Genomic DNA, 19,888 nt, shown 5'->3' with positions numbered 1-19,888 from the left:
TCCGTCGTAAAACAAAAGCTCCTACATTTGCCGATGAGGACCTCAACGCTGCCATGCAGCCGGCCGGACGGAATTCGGATCAACCTAAAATCAACCCTTATGAAAAATCTCAAACTATTCCGTGCAGCAGGAACGGGAGCCCGATGGCTCATCGTCGCCTGCCTCACGCTGTTCTGCTGTCAAAGCCTGTGTGCGCAATCGCAAAAAAACGCGGACCACTCCTGTACGGTCCGCATCCTGGACGACGACGGAAATCCCGTATCCGGCGCCGCCGTCGTCGTGAAAGGCTCGAATACGGGCGAAATCTCCGACGCCAAAGGCTTCGTCCGCTTCCGCAACATCCCGCGCAACGCCACGCTGCTGGTGACCTACCTCGGCATGGACAACCGCGAGGAGCCGGTCAACGGCCGCTCGGCATTCGACATCAGGCTCTCGCAGGGCAGTCTCGTGATGGACGAACTGGTCGTAGTCGGTTACGGCGTACAGCGCAAACGCGACCTCTCGGGAGCCGTGGCCCAGGTCAAGGGCGACCTGATCAACGAATTCGCCAACGTCTCGGTGGCGCAGGCGCTCCAGGGACGTGTCTCGGGCGTGCAGATCAACCAGCTCAACGGACAGCCCGGAGCGGCCATCCAGGTCCGCATCCGCGGCGCCAACTCGATCAAGGGCGACAACGAACCCCTGTGGATCATCAACGGATTTCCCGGCAACATCAACATGATCAACACGTCGGACATCGAGTCGGTGGAGATTCTCAAAGACGCCTCGGCGACGGCCATCTACGGTTCACGGGGAGCCAACGGCGTAGTGATCGTCACGACGAAGGGCGCCAAGGAGGGCAAGATCCGGGTGAGCTACGACGGCAGCGTCGGCATCCAGACCCTCTACAAGCAGATGGACGTGCTCAGCGGCGACGAATACATGACCTATCTGAACGAGAAGGCCCGTGTCAACGACCAGCCGGCGGTCTTCACGCCCGAACAGATCGCCGCCAACGTGTGGAACACCAACTGGCAGGACGAAATCTTCCGGTCGGCCGTGATCACCAACCACGCCGTGGACATCACGGGCGGCGGCCCGACCTTCAAGGGGTCGCTCGGCCTGAGCTACTTCGATCAGGACGGCATCGTCAAGAAGGGCGGATACGAGCGCATCTCGATCCGCACGAATCTCGAATACAACATCTCGAAATACGTCACCGCTTCGGCGAACATCATCTTCAGCCGGTCGAACCACGACCAGATGAACTCGCAGGGCGGCAGCCGCGGCACGACGGTGATCAACTCGGCCCTCACGGCCTCGCCGCTGGCCACGCCGCACTACGACGACGGCTCGTGGAACGACTTCCAGACGCAGCCCACCGCCGGCATGAATCCCGTGGCCTATCTGCACGAGGTGAAAAACCGGCGGTATGCGAACCGGCTGCTGGCCAACGCCGCCCTGACCGTAAAACCGGTCGACGGGCTTTCGATCCAGGTCGCCGCCAACGTGCAGAACAGCCAGGCGCGGAGCGACCATACCCGCTCGCTCGCCTATCCGAACTACGACGGTGCGGCGTCGATCAGCTTCGACGAGGTGGTCGACATCACCAGCAACAACATCATCACCTATGACAAGGGCTTCGGCCGGCACCACCTCAACGTCATGGGCGGCATCACCTACGAACAGAGCGTCTCCAAGTCCGTCGGCACGGGAACCGCATCGGGATTCCTGAGCGACGTGGTGGAATCCTACGACCTCGACGCCGCCGATGTCAAGGGCCTGCCCACATCGGGTTACTCCGACTGGCGGATGCTCTCGTTCCTGGGGCGCATCAACTACAACTTCGACAACCGCTACTTGCTCACCGTGAACTTCCGGGCTGACGGTTCGTCGCGTTACAGCAAGGGCAACAAGTGGGGCTATTTCCCCTCGGCAGCCGTCGCCTGGCGCATTTCGCAGGAGCAGTTCCTCCGGCAGGCCGACTGGCTGTCGGACCTCAAGCTGCGCGTCGGTTACGGCGTGACCGGCAGCACCGCCATCTCGCCCTATTCGACGCAGAACACGCTCGAATCGGTCAATATCGTGTTCGACAAGACCACCACCGTAGGCTACGCCCCCAAGAACACCTACCTCGGCGACCTGCGCTGGGAGACCACGGGGCAGTGGAACGTGGGTCTCGACCTGGCGCTGCTGAACAACCGCATCCGCCTGACGGCCGATTACTATCACAAGAAGACGACCAACCTGCTCAACGACGTCGAGATGCCCCGGTCGAGCGGCTACACCACCGCCCTGCGCAACGTCGGGGCGATCCGGAATGCGGGCGTCGAATTGCAGCTCGACACGCGCATCATCGACAAGGCCGTGAAGTGGGACTTCGGCGTCAACCTCTCGGTCAACCGGTCGAAGGTGCTTTCGCTCTCCGACGACAAGGACATCTTCGGAAGCACGGTGAGCAACACCATCATCAGCGACCAGCTCAACCTGATGCGCATCGGCGAACCGATGTACGTCTTCTACGGCTACGTCGAGGAGGGATACGACGACAACGGACAGCTCGTCTACAAGGACCTCGACGGCGTGGACGGCATCACCCCGGCCGACAAGACGATCATCGGCAACCCGAACCCCGACTGCCTGCTCAACTTCAACACGGCGGTCAGCTACAAGGGATTCACGCTGAGCGCATTCTTCCAGGGCTCGATCGGCAACGACATCTACTCGCTCAGCATGGCCTCGGCCGCCTACGATTACAGTTCGAACGCCAACACCCTGCGCGAAGTGCTCTACAACCACTGGACGCCCGAAAAGCCCCATGCCAAATATCCCAATCTCCGTCAGGACATCGCGCTGAAGATGTCGGACCGCTTCGTCTACGACGGCAGCTACATGCGTCTGAAAAACCTCGAACTGAGCTACAACATCCCGTGCAGCAAGAGCCGCGTCATCAGCAAGGCCCGCGTCTATGTCAGCGCGCAGAATCTCTGGACGATCACGTCCTACCCCTTCTGGGACCCCGACGTGAACGCCAAGGGAGGCAGCACGTCGCTCGCTCAGGGCATCGACGCCAGCTGCTATCCCGGAGCCCGGACCTTCACCCTGGGATGCCGGCTTGTTTTCTAACGACCTAACCTTCGCAAACCATGAAACACATCCTATTCATACTGCTGGCCGCCGCCGGTATCGCAACGTCGCTTCCGTCGTGCGAAAAATGGGAGTTCCTCGAAGAACATCCCAAAAAGGTAGACGCCACGACCTTCATGTCCAATGCGGCAGAGGTGCAGAGCGTCATCAATTCGATCTATTATCAGCTGCGCCGCCAGGTGGGATTCGGGCGCTATCTCTCGGTGCTGAGCGAAAGCCTGGCCGACTACTGCTACGGACGGGGAAACTACGCCACCTCCTACGCCACGGGCCTCACCTCGGGCGGAGTGAGCTTCACGAACGACACGTGGGCCGTTCTCTACCGGGCGATCCGCTTCTCAAACGAAATACTCTCGCAGATCGGCGATGCGAAGCTCTCGCAGCTCGAATACGACCATCTGAGCGGCGAAGCACGCTTCCTGCGGGCTTTCAGCTACTCGTATCTGGCCCGTTACTACGGCGCCGTGCCCTTCTTCGACGAGCACAACATGCACGACTTCAACAAGCCGCGCACGCCCGAACGCGACATTTGGGAATTCGTCGCCCGGGAAGCCGCCGATGCGGCCGGGCTGCTGCCCGAAAGCGTCGCCCAGGCGGGACGTCCCGCGCGCTATGCGGCGCTGATGCTGGAGACCGAAGCCCTGCTCTACCTCGAACGCTGGAGCGAGGCCGCAGCTGCCGTCGGCGAGGTGATCGACTCGGACCGCTACGGGCTGGTGGAGGTCTCGAAGGCCGACGACTACGAAAAAATCTACGGCACGACGGCCAACGCCACGCGCGAGGAGATCTTCTATTTCAAATACAACCAGGACGACGGCAACAACTTCATGTCAATGTATCTTTGCCGCCCGAATCCGGTGCGCGACGGCGGAAACGTCGGCATCTACACCGACTACGAGAAAAACCTCTTCGTCAAAGGATGGGACAAGGCCGACCTGCGTTACCAGTACAACCTCTGGATACAGACCGGCAACGGCACGCTCAATTCGCTGACGAAAACGGGCATGATCTGCCTGAAATTCCGCGACTACAACAGCACGGGAGCCGCCAACGACTTTCCGGTGTACCGTTACGCCGACGCGCTGCTCTACTACGCCGAGGCGATCTGCCGCCGCGACGGCAAACCCGACGAAACGGCCATGGAGGCGCTCAACCAGGTGCACCGCCGCGCCTACGGTCTGAAACCCACCCGTCCGCAGGGCTCGGACTTCCGGCTGGCCGACTACGCCACGCAGGACAAGTTCATGGAGCTGCTGCTTCAGGAACGCGGCTACGAAACCGCCTTCGAAGGAAAACGCTACTGCGACCTGAAACGCTGCGGCAAACTGGCCGAATACGCCGTCAGGGCGGGCCGTGTCGCGGCCGAATCGGAGGTGGGCCCCGCAGCCTACTGGTGGCCCGTACCCGCCGACGAATTCAACTACAACACATCACTCGATCCGACCAAGGATCAAAACCCCGGATATTGACAGACAGACCATTATGAAAAAGGCACTTATCTATTTCACGATCGCTCTCTTCACCGCAGCCTCCTGCGGCAAGGAAACCCCTGCCCCGGCGCAGCGCTGGTCGCAGGAGCGCGCCAACGCCTGGTATGCGGAGCAGGAGTGGCCCGTAGGCTTCAACTACGTCGCGGCCACGGCCATCAACCAGTTCGAAATGTGGCAGGCGGAGAGTTTCGATCCGGAGACCATCGACTACGAGATGTCCAAGGCCGAGGAACTCGGATTCAACACGGTCCGCATCTTCCTGCACGACATGGTGTGGGAGGCCGATCCCGCCGGATTCAAGCAGCGCATCGACGCATTCCTCGGAATCTGCCGCAGCCACGGGATCAAGACCATCGTGACTTTCTTCACCAACGGCGGCCGGTTCGAAAACCCGCAGCTGGGCAAACAGCCCGAATCGATCCAGGGCATCCACAACTCGCAGTGGATACAGAGCCCCGGAGCCCCGTCGGTCAACGATCCGGCTTCGTGGCCCCGCCTCGAACGCTACGTCAAAGACATCCTCACGACGTTCCGCGACGACGACCGCATCCTGTTCTGGTGTCTCTACAACGAGCCGGAGAACTTCAAACAGGGCGCCCAAAGCCTGCCGCTGCTGCGCGAGGTCTTTAAATGGGGGCGCGAAGCGAACCCCTCGCAGCCGCTCTCGTCGCCGCTCTGGATATGCCCCGGAGCACACGGCACGCGCAGCAATTTCCCGATCGTCTCGTTCCTCGGGGAGAACTGCGACATCATGACGTTCCACTGCTACTACGGACCCGAGGAGATGGAGACCTTCATCTCCCTGATGAAGCAGTTCGGGCGGCCCATGGTCTGCCAGGAGTACATGGGGCGTCCGCGCTCGACCTTCGAGGAGATCATGCCCATACTCAAACGCGAGCGGGTCGGAGCCATCAGCTGGGGACTCACCGCCGGGAAGTGCAACTTCCATCTCCAATGGTCGAGCAAGGCCGGCGATCCCGAACCCGAGATCTGGTTCCACGACATCTTCCGCCTCGACGGCACCCCGTACAGCCAGCGGGAGGTAGACTTCATCCGTTCCATGACGCAAGACAAAAACATGAATTAACCGCTAATTCCACCGAATATGAATCTTCGACACAACATATCCAGCCTCCTGCTGCTGGCGCTGGCCCTCTCGACGGCCGCCTGCTCCAAGCCGTCGGCTGACGAAAACCCCAATCCCAAACCGGGTACGGGCGGCAGCGACCCCGCGCCCGTCGATACGGAGATCACTTCGATCCACGACCTGAACGCGACGCAGGGATACCTCAATTCGCACGCCTCGGAGTGGCAGGGCAGTTCGCTCGAAATGGATTTCCGCTCCTTCATAAAGCTGGAAAAGCCCCTGCTTTCGGCCGTGAACGCCCGCTACCCCCGCATCAAGAAGCTCAAAGACAACACCTTTCTGCTTATCTACCAGCAGGGACCGTCGGCCCACGATGTCTATTACGCCCGCAGCAGGAATTTCATCACATGGCAGAACGCCGACGAACAGCTCTTCGCCAAGACGGACATGAAGCAGTACGAAAGCAATGTCGACGACCGCGTGCTTTTCACTTCGGCCGATGCCATAGTGCTCGACAACGGAGACATTCTTGCCTTCGCCTCGTTCCGGCTCAACAAGGGATACAGGCTCAACCCGCTGAACAACGGCATCATGATGCGCCGTTCGTCCGATAACGGAAAGACCTGGAGCGAAACTCAGATCATCTACCGCGGCACCACCTGGGAGCCGTCGGCCCTCCAGCTTTCGACCGGAGAGGTACACGTCTATTTCACGGATGCGAACACCACGACGGGCAATTCGGGCACGTCGCTGCTCCGTTCGACGGACCGCGGAGCGACCTGGACCACCGTCGGCAAGATCATCCGCCAAAAGGCCGGAACAGCCACAGACGGATCGGGAACGGTGATTTTCACCGACCAGATGCCCGTAGCCATCCAACTCAACGGCTCGGAGCGGATCGCCGTGGCGTTCGAATCGCGGTTCGGGCGCACGGGAACCTCCGAGGACAAATACCACCTGGGACTGGCCTATTCGAACGACAACTGGGCGGCAGGTCCCCCGGCAGGCGACGAAGACGGCCCCGCCGAGCGGCAGAACAACATCTTCCTGAATCAGGCAGCGCCCTATCTCCGGCAGTTCCGCTCCGGAGAGACCGTTCTTTCATGCAACATCAGCGGCGTATTCAACATGCGAATCGGGGATGCGAAGGCATGGTCGTTCAGCGATCCGATGCCGGGATTCCCCGGCAGGGGTTCATGGGGTTCGATCGAACCGGTCGACGACCACACGCTCGCCGCAGTCTTCCCGGATGCATTCACGCAGACGATCGACGATAAGGAAACCGCCAGCGCCCGCATCCAGCTGGCGAAATTCGTCCTGAACCACCGCATCAACGCCACGCAGTTCACCCCCGCCCTCACCGGTAGCAGCGCCCATTGGAAAGAGGTGCAGGACGCCCTGTTCATCGGCAGCGTCTCGCAGGCCCAGGCCGTTTTCCGCTTCGCTTACGACGACGACAACCTCTATTGCCTCGTGGAGCGGCTCGACAACGGGCTCGCCGCGGCGGACGGCATCGACCTGATGATTCAGAGCGGAAACGCCACCGGAGACCCGCTGATCCTGAAAATCACCCCCGATGCGGCCAAGGGCACGCTCGTATGCGACAATACGGCGGTGACATGCGCCGCGACCGTGCTCGGCACCTTCGACGAGACGGACAACGACCGGGGCTACGTGGTCGAACTCGCCATCCCGCGCGACCGGATCAACGCGGCCGCCGACCGCATACTTTTCAACGCCGTGCTGCACGACGCCGCCGGCGACGACACCTTCACGGGACTGGCCGCCGGCAACTACGACAAATGGCTGCCCGTCGAGCTTAAAGTGCCGGCAGAACCCGTTCCCGAACCCGAACCGGGAGCCGACGACGACAACGGCCGCGGCCCCGGATGGAGCAACGGCGAAGAAGTCAACCCCTGGAAATAACCGTTAACAACCGAAAACATCATGAAAACACACCATATCATCGTCATTGCGGCCACCATATGCGCATCGTTCGGATGTTCGCAGTTCGAGGAGGAAATCGACCTGCGGCAGCAGCCGGAGACGGACCTGTCGATCCGGTCGGTCGTCGCGGAGCCCATCGCGCAAACCCGCACGGCGCTCGACAACCAGCGCAACGTCGTCTGGAAATCGGGCGACCGCATTCAGGTGTTCAGCGCCGGGAATCCCTCCGGAGCGCCCTATGTCACCGCTTCGGACAACACCCGCACCGGCATTTTCAATCCGGTCGAAAGTTCGAAAACCGTCACCGACGCGCAGCGCTATGCCGTCTATCCGGCCGACGCCCTGACGAAAGGGCTTTCGGGCGACACGTTCGAAATCGACCTTTCGGCGCTGGCCGGACAATCCTACGCATCGGCCCTCGGCGCAGGGTCCGACATCGCGGCGCTGCCGATGGTGGCCGCGACCAATGACAATACGTTCGAATTCAAGAACGTCTGCGGCGGCCTGTTGCTGCGCGTCAACGACTATCAAGCGCTGGGCATCAAGATCGCACGTATCGAAGCGACGGCCCGCGGCGGGGAGCAGATCGCCGGAAAGATCACGGTGGAGGCCGCGACGGGAACCCCGCAGCTGAATCAGGGGACGACGGGAACCTCGGTCACGGTGGACTGCGGAAGCGGAGCCAACATCTCCTCGAACGGCGACCTCTCGAAACCGGACGGATTCCTCATCTTCCTGCCCGCCGGAACCTATGCGCAGGGATTCTCGTTCAGGATCACCGACACCGACGGCTGCCGCTACGAGATCGAGACGGCACAGGCCGTGACAGTGACGGCCGGCGTCGTAACGCCGCTGCAAAGCCTGCCGCTGACGCGCTATTACGGCACGGCGAACTGTTACCGGGCGGACGCCTCGGCCCAGACCCTCTCCATCGACGCCACGCCCTATTATACGTTCAGCCGGAACTACGTGCACGAGGGAATCCGCTGCACGGACGCTTCCGGAGCGCCGGCCGGCGTCCCGGCCAAGGCCCAAATCGTCTGGCAGCAGCCTGCGAACGGGGCTTCGGGCAGTGTGGTCGACGCCCCGGCGATGGAGGGCGCGACGCTGAAAGTGCCCGTCACCGGCACGAAGGGCAACGCCGTAGTGGCCGTATGCAAAGCGGACGGGACTATTCTCTGGTCGTACCATATTTGGGTCAGCGAGGCGCAGGACATAGCGTGCCGTTTCGAAGAGGCCGGTTCCTTCGAAATGCTCGACCGCAACCTGGGGGCCACGTCGACGACACCCAAGGACCGCAACGCCTACGGCGTGTTCTACCAGTGGGGACGCAAGGACCCGTTCGCCCGCAACCTGACGGCGACGCGTCCGGGCAAAACACCTTATGAAAGCGCTTCGAGCGACCTGGTGAAGACCGAAGACGCCACGGAGGCGACCGGAACCATCGCCTATGCGACGCGCAACCCGCAGACTCGCCTGCTGGCGGCCAAGGAGTGGTACGTCGGAGCGGGCGGCAACGACCTGCTGTGGGGCGGTGCACCCGAGGGGGGGGGCTCCGTCAAAACGGTGTACGACCCCTGCCCGGCGGGGTACCGCGTCCCCGATGCACGCCATTTCGCCGAGTTGAAATTCACGTCGAAAGCCGAATGCGACGCAAACTACGGAATGCTGTTCGCCCTCAACGGCGAGGATACGAAATCGTACTTCCCCACGACCGGTTATCTGGAAGCGGACAAACATATCACAAAATATCTGGAATACCGCGGATACATGTGGCTCAACGCCGGCGATCGCCTCTACTTAAACAATGCGGGCGTGAATACAAAGGCCGAGCCGCATGCGAAAGGCATGGCCGTGCGCTGCGTGAAGATCGAGCAATAACCGAACATTCAATATCCAACAAAGAACGAACAGCATGAAAAAAACGAAATTCGCACTCGGCGTTCTCGCGGTGCTGCTCTGCGGCAGCGCCGACGCCCGGAACGGCGAGGTGAAAATGCGCGAGGGAACCATCACGCTGCCCGCCTACCGGGTGAATGCGCCGGAAAAGGCTCCGCTCTTCGAACGCGACTTCGCCTACCAGCGGGCCAAACGCGGCGTCTATCCCTACGCCATGAACGACAATCCGACCAACGAAAAGGCCGACACCACCTACCGGGCCCTGTTCCTGGAAAACGACTATCTGGAGGTGTGCGTACTCCCGGACATCGGCGGAAGGCTTTTCTACGCCACAGACAAAACCAACGGATACGAGATTTTCTACCGTCAGCACGTCATCAAACCCGCCAACGTCGGCATGCTCGGCGCATGGATCTCGGGCGGCGTCGAATGGAACGTCTTCCACCACCACCGCGCGACCAGCCAGTATCCGATCGACTACAAGCTGGTGGACAACGGCGACGGTTCGAAGACGATCTGGGTCGGCGAGGTCGAGAAACGCCACCGCATGTCGTGGGCCATCGGCATGACGCTCTATCCCGACCGTTCCTACATCGAGGTGAAAGGCCGCTTCTTCAACAACAGCCCCGACCGGAACTCCATGCTGCACTGGAACAACGTCGCCACCCACGCCAACGAGAACTACCAGATCGTATTCCCGGAGAACACCGAATTCGGAACGTTCCACCACAAGAACAGCTTCATGCGCTGGCCCGTTCCCGATGCGCCCTACTGCGGCAATCCGGACTACATCGGCAAGGATGTCAGCTATTGGCGCAACCTCCCGGCCCTGATGGGCGGATCGGTGTTCGTCTACGACCTGCAGGACGACTTCATCGGCGGATACGACTACGGCAAGAACGCCGGCACGATGCTGGCCGGAAACCGCCACATCAACAAAGGCGGCAAATTCTGGACCTGGGGCCACATGAACTACGGCCACGAGTGGGACTGCAAGACCCTCACCGACGAGGACGGGGCCTACGTCGAACTGATGACGGCCGCCTACTCGGACAACCAGCCCGACTACTGCTGGCTCAATCCCTACGAGACGAAGGAGTTCACGGCCTACTGGTACGGCATCCGCGACCTGAAACACGTCAACAGGGGCAACGAACACGCGACGGTCAACATGGAGATCGGCGCCGACGGACGGCTGCATCTGGCCGCCAACGTGACCCGCATCCGGCCCGACGCCCGCATCGTCGTGCGGCGCGGCGGCAAAACGCTCTACGAGACGACCGCCCTGATCGCCCCGGACAAACCCTTCGCAGCCGACACGAAGGTCCCGGCCGCAGAGGTCGCCGAACCGTCGGAGGTGACCATGTACCTCTACGACTCGGAGGGCAACGAGCTGATCAGCTACCACCCCTACAAGCTGGACCGCACCAAGCCCATGCCCGATCCCGTCGTGCCGCTGAACCCCGATCCGAAAAGCGTGGAGAACACCGAGGAGGTCTACTACCTCGGCATGCGGAATCTCCAGTTCCACAACGCCCACGTCGATCCGAACGACTACTTCTTCGAGGTCGTCCGCCGCGACCCGGGCGACGTGCGCGCCAACACGCAGCTCGGCATCCACTACCGGAAGCAGGGCGATTTCGCCCGGGCCAAGAAGCACCTGCGGACCGCCCTCAAACGGCAGACCGCCAACCAGACCCGCGTCAGCGACGGGGAGTCGATGTACAACCTCGGACTGATCCTGAAGGCGGAGGGCAAATACGCCGACGCCGTCGATACGCTCTATCGCGCGGCCTGGGACTACGAGTACGCCTCGGCGGCCTATTTCCAGCTGGCGCAGATTTCGTCGCTCACGGGCGACAGCGGCCGGGCGCTTCAGGAGGCGCAGATGGCCGTCGCCTACAACGGCATGAACCTCGACGCGCGCAACCTGCTGACGACCCTGCTGCGCCGCTCCGGCCGGCAGGAGGAGGCCGCCCGAATCGCCGCCGACGTCGTGGCGTTCGATCCGCTCAACTACTACGCGACCTACGAACTGGTCCGCATGGGGAAACTCCCCGAGGAGACCTTCGCACGGCTGCTGCGCGGCGTGAGCGAATCCTATCTGGAACTGGCGCTCTACTACATGAACAACGGTTTCGGCGACGAGACGGACGACATCCTCGCCCGGAGCGAGTCGATCGCCCCCTACCCGACCGTGGAGTACTATCAGGCGTGGCGGGCCGACGCCCGGGGCGACCGGGCCGCCGCCGGGAGACTCTTCGCCAAGGCCGAGGCCGGAAGCACGGATTACGTCTACCCGTTCCGGCTGGAGACGGTCGCCGTCTACGAAAAGGCCCTGGAATACATGCCCGGGAGCGCCAACACCTGGTATTATCTGGGCAACCTCTACTTCCAGAAGCAGCCCGCACGCGCCATGGAGTGCTGGGAAAAGGCCGTCGAGCTCCGTCCCGACTTCGCCATGGCCCTGCGCAACCTCGGCTGGGGCAGCTTCTTCTTCGCCGGGGACTGTCCGGCCGCGGCCGAATGGTACCGCAAGGCGATCGAAGCGGACCGGGAGGGCAACGCCATCTTCCTGGCCGAGTGCGACGAGATTCTGGAACGCATGAACGCGCCGCTGCAAACCCGCTACGAACTCTTCGCCGGCAGGGAGGCGCTCTATGAAAAGCGTTACGACTCAGAGACGAAGGCTATCAAGCAGCGCATTCTCCACGGCGAATACGAGGAGGTGCTCCGGCCGCTGCTCACGCGCTTTTACAGCCGCCGCGAGCACATCGAAGACCTGCACGACATCTATGTCGATGCCTGCCTGCTCTCGGGCCTCAAGGCCCGGAAGGACGGCGACGACCGCAAGGCGCTCAAATACATGCTGATGATGAACGAATATCCCGAGAACCACGGATACGCCCATCTCGAATACTACGCCCGCGACGCACAGGTTTACTACAACATCGGACTGGCCTACGAACGTGTCGGCGACCGGCGCAACGCCCGGAAATATTTCAAAATGGCGTCGCAGGTCGAAGTCCGGGACGCGGACGGTATCTACAACTACGAGAAAGCGCTCGCAATGAGGAAAATCGACCCCAAAGCCCCGGTCGGCGACATGCTCCGCAAGATCGTCGAGACCGGAGAGGCCGGCGTGACGGACTATGTTCAGCGCTTCTTCGAGAGCTTCGGCTACGGAGAGTATCCCGAGGATGTGAACGCACGCGCCTACTACATGCAGGGCATCGGCCACAAGGCGCTGGGCGACGAAAACCGGGCAGCGGAGTGCTTCCGGAAAGCCCTGGAACAGCGCAACGACCATCTCTGGGCCAACTACTACCTCGGAACGATCCGATAACACCCATCCATGTTCAACCGCGGGGGCCGGCAGGCCCGGCCCCCTCTTTACCCTTCCGACCCCATGAATCCACGTATCCTTTCCCTGCTCGCCGCCTGCATCCTGACGATCGGTCCGGCCGCCGCGCCAGCCGAAGAGAGACCGGTGCGCCTGCACACGCTCGACGAAATGAACACGGCCGCCGCGCCGCTGAACTCCCACGCCGGAGCGGAGCGGTACAGCGTGCTCGAATCAGTCCGCGCCTACCGGCAGCTGCTCCCGGCCGAAAAACTGAAGACCGACCGGACGGCCATCTATCCGCGCATCAAACGCATGGCCGACGGACGCTACATTCTCTTCGTGCAGGGAGGGCAGATCGCCTCGCGCATCTACTACTGCACGAGCGACGACCTCCTGCACTGGAGCGACACGCAAATCCTGTTCGAGCCCTACGCCGTCACGACCTCCGAGGGCAGCGACACGCGCTGTTTCTCGACCGTCGATGCCGTCGTACTGGCCGACGGCGACCTGCTCGCCGCCTGCTCGTTCCGCGCCGCGAAGGGCTACAAACACAACGTCGGCTGCGGAATCATGCTCCGCAGGAGCCGCGACAACGGAGCCACCTGGTCCGACGAAGAGATCATCTTCGAAGGCACCAACTGGGAACCCTATCTGCTCCAGCTGCCCGACGGACGCATTCAGTGCTACTTCACCGACTGTCTGCCCGCCACCCGCAATTCGGGGACCTCGGTGATCACCTCCACGGACAACGGCCGCACCTGGCACGGACACATGCGCGTCTGCCGGCAGTACAAGTACGACGACAAGGGCGTGCGGATCTTCACCGACCAGATGCCCTGCTTCCGCCTGCTCAACGACGGAGAGACGCTTTTCGGGTTCCTCGAAGCGCGTCTCGAACCCGACGGCCCGCAGGGCAGCAGCATCTACACGATGTCGACCGTCCGCAACCGGGGATTCGACTGGCAGCCGCTCGGCGAGAACACGGCCGGGCCCGCGGACCGCGAAACGAACCTCTTCAAGGGATGCGCCGGATACGTATCGACCTTCCCGTCGGGAGAGATCGTCGTTTCGTGCAACATCGACCGGCTTTTCAGCCTGAAAATCGGCGACAGCCGGGGCCGCGTCTTCAACGGACGGTCGTGGGACGAGGACTGGTACCGGCCTTTCGACGGCAAAGGCTTCTGGGGCAGTCTGGAACCGATGGACGCCCACCGCGTCATCGGCACGATGCACTGCGACGAAGGCATCCAGATCGGCGTCTTCTACCTCAACCACCGGATCGACGCCCCGAAAGCCCGCATCCGCCCGGACGGCGACGGCCGGGAGTGGCGCAGCGACCAGGCGCTTTTCATCGGCAGCGACTCCCCGACCGAAACGATCTTCCGGGCCTGTCACGACGACAAACGGCTCTATCTGCTGGCCGAACAGCTCGATCCGGCGTCGACCGGAGGAGCGGAGATCAGGCTCTCCGTCGAGTGCGGCGGACGGCGCGTCGATCTGACCATCGCCCCCGAGGGTTCGGTCGCCAGCCCGATCCCCGGCGTTCGCGGCGCCAGCCGCGCGGGGCTCACCCCTGCGGGCGTTCCGGGCCGCGCCACGGAGATCGCCGTGCCGCTCGCCGCATTGCAGGCCCGACCGGGCGACACGCTGCGGTTCAATGCGACGGTTCGCAGCGGAGCGGTCGAAGACGGGTTCACCGCCGCGACGGACGACCCCGAAACATGGATGCGCATCGAACTGAAATAACCGCAAAACGAAACAACCCATGAAACGCGAACTTTTCTATCTGTCGCTGGCCGCAGCCGGATTCACCCATCCATCCGCGGTGTCTGCCGGAGAGAAGCCGAAGCAGCGCCCCAACGTCATCATCATCTTCGCCGACGATCTGGGGTGGGCCGAACTGGGGTGCTACGGCAACATGTTCAACGAAACGCCCGCACTCGACAGTCTGGCGCGGTGCGGCGTGCGGTTCACCGACGCCTATGCCTCGGCGCCGATCTCCTCGCCGTCGCGCGCAGGACTGATTTCGGGCCGTTACCCGCTGCGCGACGGAATCACCGACTACATCAAACCGAGCTCCCCGATCCACCTCGATCCGTCCCGCGCCTCGCTCCCCGAGGCATTGCGCCGCAACGGCTACCGCACGGGAATCATCGGCAAATGGCACCTTTCGGGATACAAGGCCAACGGGGCCCCCGTCGAACGGCATCCCGACGAATACGGTTTCGACGAGGTGATCCTTTCGGCCGAGGAGAGCATCGGCAACGGCTCCTATTTCTATCCGTGGCATCACCTGAAGTCGGTGACCGAGGCCGAAGAACACGAATTCATCGTCGAACGCATGAACCGCGAGGCGCTCGGCTTCATCGAACGGAACAGCGACCGGCCCTTTTTCCTCTACCTGAGCCACTACGCCGTGCACACGATGGTGCACGGCCAGCCCGAACTGGTGGATTATTTCCGCAGCAAGCCCGGATGCAGCCACAGCGCGCCCTCCAAAAACAACCCCGAAAACGATCCCTACAAGAAATGGCCGGCGGATTATCTGGCCAAACCGCACAATCCGCATCTCGCCGCCCAGTTAAAAGTGATCGACGACGGTGTAGGGATGATCGTCGAAAAACTGGAAGAGCTGGGGATCGCCGACAATACGATCGTGATCTTCACGAGCGACAACGGAGGTTCTCCCCAGGTGACCGACAACGGACCGCTGCGCGGCGGCAAGGGAACCCTTTACGAAGGCGGCACGCGCGAACCGATGATCGTCTGGCAGCCGGGGCGGATCTGCGGCGGAAGGGTCTCGGAACTGCCGACCAACAATTACGACTTCTATCCGACGCTCTGCCAGCTGACCGGAACACCGCTGCCCGAGGGATTCGAACCGGACGGGGCGAGCATCGCCGACGAACTGCTCGGCACCGGAAAGTGCGACGCCGAACGTCCGCTCTACTGGTATTTCAAGATACAGGGCCGGAAGAACGGCGGCCGCTGGTGCAGCTCGGTGCGGGCGGGCGACTGGAAACTGATCGAATTCCACGACACGGGGGAAAAGGAGCTTTACAACCTGCGCGAAGATCCCGGCGAAACCCGCAACCGGATCGGCGACGCCCCCGAACGGGCGAAACGCCTCGCAGAACAACTCGCCGGCTGGCGCCGGGAAGCGGAAAAATAGGGAGCCGCCGGCCGGAGAATGCAGGCAGCTCCCGGTCCGAAGGGCACGGCAGGCCGGAGAACGCGACCGTTCAGGGCTTGCCGTGCCCTTCGTTTCATCGAGGGATTGTCACCGGCCTGGAACCGGGATCATTCCGACACACGGGATTCCCGGTCAAAATAATCGATCAGCGCATAGGCGTTGACATGAACCTGCTTCATGGCTTTCAGAAAATCCGTGTAGGGTTGACAGTCCACCGAAACGATACCTTTGTTGCAATAAGCCTCTTCACCGCTCTTATTCCTGTAAACCGCATCGCGGTATTTGAAATGCACCCATCCGACGCAGTTCCGGGCACGCAACAGGTGAAGCGTGAAATTCTGGTAAAAACGTCCGCGATCGGCCTGCGTGCGCACAAGCCAGCCGCCGCCCTCCCTGTTCTCATACGGAATGCCGTTGCGGACGGCATCCTCCCCCTTGACATAGAATTCGGTGACGAAAAAGGGCTTGCCTCCGGACCATGCCTCCAGATCGCGCATGTATTTCTCTTCGGGCGTCCAGACCCCATAATAATTGATCGAAATCGCGTCGCAGTATCGGGCACAGGCCCGTACGGTGATCTCGTCATATTTCGGAAACCCGTGCAGGCGGCTTCCCAAAATCAGATGGTTCGGATCGTAACGCTGCAGCGCTTCGGAAGCAGTCCGGAAATAGTAATCGGCCACATAGGCACGGAACGCCTCTTCGTCTTCTTCGGTGATTGCATCGGGTGCGACGCCGCGGAGTCGCAGAAACTCAAGCGCCGCCTCCTTGGCATAGGCGCAGCTCTCGGGAAGCGGCGTCGGATTCCGGGCATCCGTTATGCCCAGAAAATTACGCAGCAGGATCGTCTGGTCGGCAAAATACTTGCGCCATCCGATAAATCCCAATTCATTGTCGAGGTAGTAGCCGATGCAGTGTTTGTCGTCGCGGAACCTGGTGCAGTTCTCGCGGGCGTACCGGTCCAGGTGATCCAGATAGTCGGGATGGAAAACCGCGATCAGCCGGTTGAGCTTCAGCCGGTCGATCTCCGTATTCCACACGAACGACCGCAGCATGTAGGCCAGGTCGATATAGGCCAATTTCCGACCGCCGGAATCGAGAATCCGCTCACCACACCCCGAGGCCATAACATCGGAGTAGTGTTTGAGGGTGAAAGCCCCGAAATTGGCATAGTTGAAACCGTTTTCCCGCAGCAGGCGGGCCGTTTCGCGGCTCCATTGCCGTTCGCCGGGCATCCCGGCGCAATCTCCGAGGCTCTGCGTTCCCATCAGCACGAGGCATCCGCCGTCGGGATCGATGAAATACCAGCGGCCGTCGAATCTCCCGAGGCGGAAATACCCCGGACGCCCGATGACAACCGACGGCTTCTTCAGGTCGCGGCGTCCGCCCCACCGGGTCAGGCGAATCCGGTTCGGCCGAAAATCGCGCAAGCTGTCGACGACGAGTGTCCGGTCCGACTCGCCGCTCTCCCAGCCGGTATATTCCAGATTCCGGATTTTCTGGTATTCCACCGTACAGCGGTTCCCGTAGGGCATTTGCTGCCCGAAACCGGGGTTGCCGAGGCTGAAAGCCATCGACAAGAGAAATATTCGGATTTTCATCGTTCGCTCTTTTCAGTATAGAAACGGCCGATCTCGGCCGCATATTTCGTATAGAGCGATCTGCAAAGCCTGAAAGCATCTCCCCGGGGCCTCTCCGCAAAACGTCCCTTCCGGCCGACCCACTCCCACTCGAAGTCCTGCAACTCCTGCAGCAACGCATCCTCGTCCGGCTCGCCGTCACTTTGCAGCCGGTCGTAGAAACGGCGCCAGCGCTCCTTGTAGTAGTCCGACACCAGTCCCGACCAGGTGCGGTTCGCATAGTCGTTCAGCGAATAGCCGCGGCCGCCCCAGGTGGTGAGGATGTTGCGGGCATCGCGTTCGAAATAGTCCTTCTCGGCGGGCGTCGCCCCCATCCTGCGGGCGTCGGCAATCCATTTCCCGAGCAGGAAATAGGCATCTGCGGCGACCAGCCGGTCGATATCGTCCAGCAACTCCAGCAGGCGCGCCGAAAGCCGGGCGACCGTTTCCCGGTCTCCGCCGCGGCAGGCGGCGATACACCGCTCGTTCAGATTCCCGAAGTAGTTTTCAAGACATTGCCGGGGAATGTTGACGCAATCGAAACGGCTGGATGCTGTCCGTTCCGGCCGGGCGAGCGTCAACTGTTCCCAGACTCTCAGCAAATCGCGGTTGTCGTAGTCGAGATGCGGACCGCTCCATTTCGAACGGCCTTTCATGTTCGGACGGGCGCAAACCGCCGCCGAACGGTTTCCGCTCGGAGCACAGTAGATCTTGTCGTAAAGGATTCGCCAGGCCTGTCGGTAATGCACATCGATACGTCCAGAATGGCGGTCGGCCAGCCGGTCGATCCACCCGGCATCGTCGTATAACTGCGTCCAGGCGCGGTCCAAGACATATTCATACATAAACGGATTGACATCCAGCCCTTCGAGCGTGCAGCCGATCCCCACGAAATTGCGCCCGGCCTCCGCATAGGCGCGGTCCAGTTTCCGGCTTACGTCCTTCACGTCGCCCGCAAGCATCGTATTGCCGCCGAAATTGCCCAGATAGGACCAGATGAAAGGCTGACCGTAGAAAGATTCCGTGCTGCGCCACAGCTCCACCTTGTCGCAATAATAGTCCAGCATCAGCAGCTTTCCGTCCGGAACGGCGCACAGATAGGCTTTCAGCCGTTCGGGAGTCCAATCCCTGCGCTTGTGGTAAAAGACCCAGGCCATTTGCAGCCAGACGGCATCCTTGTCGAACTGCGTGATCGACTCGTACGTCAGCCGGGCGGCCCGTGCCAGATACTCCGGGTCCCAGTTCGGCGGATCGAGCTCGTTGAAGGGATCGACCCCATAGACCGAACTCTCGCCGAACAGCCGCCGCTGTTCCTGCATGTAAGCCTGTTGTATCCGGTTGAAAAGCGGCTCGGCAGGGTTCAGGTAATAGCTGTTATACGGCCTCTCGAAACTTGTCCACGGATTGAGCCGTTCGATGTCAGCATCGGGGAAAAGCGTTTTCAGGGCTTTGGGCACATGCCCCGTGAAAGAGGTGAAGACCGGCTGAATACCGAGCTCCCGCTCCCGGGCGATGATGCGTCGCTGCAATTCCAGCTGCCCGTCGATCCACGACTGCGGCAGCGGCCCGTGCCAGGCGTCGATATTGGCCATGCGGTGCCAGGGCAGATAGGAAGGCCCGGTGAAATAACCGCGTATCGTATCGTCGTCCAGCCCGAACCGCCGCCAGACGCGCTGCCAGACGGCTTCCTGTCCCGTAGTCGCCAGCGCCATCGTGACGCCGTTCAAAGCCATCCAGTCGATGAAATGCTCCCACTCGTCCCACTGCCACCAGTTGAGCGAATAGCCGTAGGTGCAATAATTCAGAAAAAACCGGTTGCCGACCCGCGCCTCGCGTTCGACACGTCCTTCCACGGCCGGCAACCGCTTCGGCTCGTCGATCTTGTCGCGTCGGTACCATGTCACCGTGACACGGCAATATTCACGCAGGTAGCAGTTCAGGCCGAAGGCCATCGAGACCGCCGAATTGCCGGAGATATGCAACTCGTCACCGTGCATTTCGAGCACGAACCGGTCCCGGTCGGAAGGAACGTGCACAAACCGGATACCGGCTCCCAACCGCGGCAGGATACGCCGGGCCAATGCGGCGGCAGCTTGTGTTTCGGCCGTACCGGAGGCCGAGGCGGAGCGAACCGCAAGCAGCGGGATCGCCGCAAACAACAGAATAAGCAGTTTTTTCATG

General features: G+C 61.7%; 10 protein-coding genes. 8 read left to right on the top strand and 2 right to left on the bottom strand.

Features of this window, described 5'->3' with window-relative positions:
* Positions 1-99 precede the first annotated feature (99 nt).
* From BLU78_RS09300 to BLU78_RS09265, 8 genes are all read left to right on the top strand, one after another.
* Positions 100-3,105 carry a SusC/RagA family TonB-linked outer membrane protein gene (locus BLU78_RS09300; RefSeq protein WP_010266852.1) on the top strand — a complete coding sequence of 1,002 codons (3,006 nt, stop codon included), beginning with the start codon at positions 100-102 and terminating at the stop codon, positions 3,103-3,105.
* Between the two features lie 20 nt (positions 3,106-3,125).
* On the top strand, positions 3,126-4,595 hold the full coding sequence (locus tag BLU78_RS09295) for a RagB/SusD family nutrient uptake outer membrane protein (RefSeq protein ID WP_010266856.1): 1,470 nt from the start codon (positions 3,126-3,128) through the stop codon (positions 4,593-4,595).
* A 13-nt stretch (positions 4,596-4,608) separates the two neighbouring features.
* A complete protein-coding gene (locus BLU78_RS09290; RefSeq protein ID WP_010266859.1) occupies positions 4,609-5,703 on the top strand; it encodes a glycoside hydrolase 5 family protein in 1,095 nt (364 codons plus the stop codon).
* 18 nt (positions 5,704-5,721) lie between these two features.
* The gene (locus BLU78_RS09285; protein ID WP_010266862.1) at positions 5,722-7,629 is read left to right on the top strand and encodes a hypothetical protein; all 1,908 of its coding nucleotides are present in this window, start codon (positions 5,722-5,724) and stop codon (positions 7,627-7,629) included.
* Between the two features lie 21 nt (positions 7,630-7,650).
* Complete coding sequence (locus BLU78_RS09280; RefSeq protein ID WP_010266865.1) at positions 7,651-9,531, top strand: hypothetical protein; 1,881 nt, start codon at positions 7,651-7,653, stop codon at positions 9,529-9,531.
* A gap of 34 nt (positions 9,532-9,565) precedes the next feature.
* Positions 9,566-12,895 carry a DUF5107 domain-containing protein gene (locus tag BLU78_RS09275; protein WP_010266868.1) on the top strand — a complete coding sequence of 1,110 codons (3,330 nt, stop codon included), beginning with the start codon at positions 9,566-9,568 and terminating at the stop codon, positions 12,893-12,895.
* A gap of 63 nt (positions 12,896-12,958) precedes the next feature.
* A complete protein-coding gene (locus BLU78_RS09270; RefSeq protein ID WP_026020883.1) occupies positions 12,959-14,641 on the top strand; it encodes an exo-alpha-sialidase in 1,683 nt (560 codons plus the stop codon).
* Positions 14,642-14,660: 19 nt separating this feature from the next.
* A complete protein-coding gene (locus BLU78_RS09265; protein ID WP_010266874.1) occupies positions 14,661-16,067 on the top strand; it encodes a sulfatase in 1,407 nt (468 codons plus the stop codon).
* Between the two features lie 128 nt (positions 16,068-16,195).
* Here BLU78_RS09265 and BLU78_RS09260 read toward each other — a convergent pair whose 3' ends face one another.
* Both BLU78_RS09260 and BLU78_RS09255 read right to left on the bottom strand, forming a co-directional pair.
* Positions 16,196-17,689: a hypothetical protein gene (locus BLU78_RS09260; protein WP_143029385.1), complete on the bottom strand. Its 1,494-nt coding sequence runs from the start codon at positions 17,687-17,689 to the stop codon at positions 16,196-16,198.
* Positions 17,686-19,887 carry an alpha-N-acetylglucosaminidase gene (locus tag BLU78_RS09255; RefSeq protein ID WP_026020884.1) on the bottom strand — a complete coding sequence of 734 codons (2,202 nt, stop codon included), beginning with the start codon at positions 19,885-19,887 and terminating at the stop codon, positions 17,686-17,688. Before BLU78_RS09255 ends, BLU78_RS09260 begins: the two co-directional genes overlap by 4 nt.
* Position 19,888 lies beyond the last annotated feature (1 nt).

The organism is Alistipes timonensis JC136 (genome assembly GCF_900107675.1).
Lineage (GTDB): Bacteria > Bacteroidota > Bacteroidia > Bacteroidales > Rikenellaceae > Alistipes > Alistipes timonensis.
This window is presented reverse-complemented; position numbering and strand designations above follow the sequence as displayed.

Excerpts from the sequence above, each read along its gene's own strand:
- BLU78_RS09280 (WP_010266865.1), top strand. The coding sequence starts at position 7,651 with ATGAAAACACACCATATCATCGTCATTGCGGCCACCATATGCGCATCG.
- BLU78_RS09265 (WP_010266874.1), top strand. The coding sequence starts at position 14,661 with ATGAAACGCGAACTTTTCTATCTGTCGCTGGCCGCAGCCGGATTCACC.
- BLU78_RS09255 (WP_026020884.1), bottom strand. The coding sequence starts at position 19,887 with ATGAAAAAACTGCTTATTCTGTTGTTTGCGGCGATCCCGCTGCTTGCG.
- BLU78_RS09270 (WP_026020883.1), top strand. The coding sequence starts at position 12,959 with ATGAATCCACGTATCCTTTCCCTGCTCGCCGCCTGCATCCTGACGATC.
- BLU78_RS09285 (WP_010266862.1), top strand. The coding sequence starts at position 5,722 with ATGAATCTTCGACACAACATATCCAGCCTCCTGCTGCTGGCGCTGGCC.
- BLU78_RS09275 (WP_010266868.1), top strand. The coding sequence starts at position 9,566 with ATGAAAAAAACGAAATTCGCACTCGGCGTTCTCGCGGTGCTGCTCTGC.
- BLU78_RS09260 (WP_143029385.1), bottom strand. The coding sequence starts at position 17,689 with ATGAAAATCCGAATATTTCTCTTGTCGATGGCTTTCAGCCTCGGCAAC.
- BLU78_RS09295 (WP_010266856.1), top strand. The coding sequence starts at position 3,126 with ATGAAACACATCCTATTCATACTGCTGGCCGCCGCCGGTATCGCAACG.
- BLU78_RS09290 (WP_010266859.1), top strand. The coding sequence starts at position 4,609 with ATGAAAAAGGCACTTATCTATTTCACGATCGCTCTCTTCACCGCAGCC.
- BLU78_RS09300 (WP_010266852.1), top strand. The coding sequence starts at position 100 with ATGAAAAATCTCAAACTATTCCGTGCAGCAGGAACGGGAGCCCGATGG.